The organism is Photorhabdus cinerea, assembly GCF_011189575.1.
Taxonomy (GTDB): Bacteria; Pseudomonadota; Gammaproteobacteria; order Enterobacterales; family Enterobacteriaceae; genus Photorhabdus; species Photorhabdus cinerea.
In genome coordinates, this window is sequence record NZ_PUJW01000134.1 from 1 (window position 1) to 640 (window position 640).

General features: G+C 38.9%; 1 protein-coding gene. It reads left to right on the forward strand.

All coding sequences use genetic code 11. The features are described from left to right. A partial coding sequence (locus C5469_RS23000; RefSeq protein ID WP_207629352.1) for a hypothetical protein occupies positions 1–572 on the forward strand: 572 nt, incomplete at its 5' end. Positions 573–640 lie beyond the last annotated feature (68 nt).

Below are 640 nucleotides of genomic sequence, written 5' to 3' on the forward strand. Positions count from 1 at the left end.
CGTGGCCTTTTTTGTATGTATGTCATAGTAATTTTTCATTAAAGGTGGTAATCATGCTGGTTCGTAATCAGGAATCTATGGAGAAAGGCATGTCAATTACTTATTCTGATATTCGCTCTCAACACAAACTGTTACAAGAGAAATACAAAGCCAGAAAAGAACTTCTTCAAAGTGATGCTCAGGATTTAATGAAAGAATATTATGAATCCTTAGATCTCCCTGCATCATCATGGAAAGATAAAGAGGGTGTAGAGCAGCCATATGTACGTTCTTGCATCATAAATCAGCAAGGAGATCTTGAATATCGTCCTGCGCATGTAGTTCAATTGGATGAGGATTACAGGCTTAATTTTCAAATGGGGACGATGGTGAATGACACGCTGTGTGTGGGTGATTGGTATTATGTTGCAATATCACTATGGTATGAAAATTCACTCTTGCATGTCAGTGTGGCAAATGGCGCTCATGAGTTCACTATTCCAAAAGGCACTGTGACAGACAGGTTTTTTGAAGTGACTTCGGCAATAAAGACAGTTATCCATACAGGATTAGATGATCCTGAGTTGGATTAATAATTTTCAGAATTATCAAGGTCGCATAAGCGGCCTTTTTCTTTTCACACCCGCACTTACGGGGCTTT